This window comes from Leucobacter japonicus, from assembly GCF_001273855.1.
Classification (GTDB): domain Bacteria; phylum Actinomycetota; class Actinomycetes; order Actinomycetales; family Microbacteriaceae; genus Leucobacter; species Leucobacter japonicus.
The window spans coordinates 1-341 of the sequence record NZ_JHBX01000005.1; the positions used below are offsets into that span (position 1 = coordinate 1).

Genomic DNA, 341 nt, shown 5'->3' on the forward strand with positions numbered 1-341 from the left:
GGTCTGCGCTGCGGCGTAGCCGTCGTCGAGGCTCAGCGTCTTGTGCTCGGTGATGTTGAGGTTCAGGCCGGAGCTGTCGAGGGCCTCCATGATGCCTTCGCCGCGGAGACGGCCGAGGTCGGTGTCGGGCCACCCGAGGAAGGCGACGTCGACCTCTTCGTCGCCGTACTTGTCGCTGATCCACGCGACGGCGCGCTCGCCCGCTGCGAGGCCATCGGCGTGATGGTCGAGCCCCACGGCTGCGACCACACCCTCCCAGCTCGAGCCGTAGCCGAGCACGGGAATGCCTGCGTCGTTCGCCTGGCTGGTCACCGCGACCATCGCGTCGGACTGCACCGGAT

At 69.2% G+C, this 341-nt stretch carries 1 pseudogene; it reads right to left on the bottom strand.

The features are described from left to right. Positions 1–341 (bottom strand): annotated as a pseudogene (locus AMS67_RS17515) (sugar ABC transporter substrate-binding protein); the annotation flags it as partial.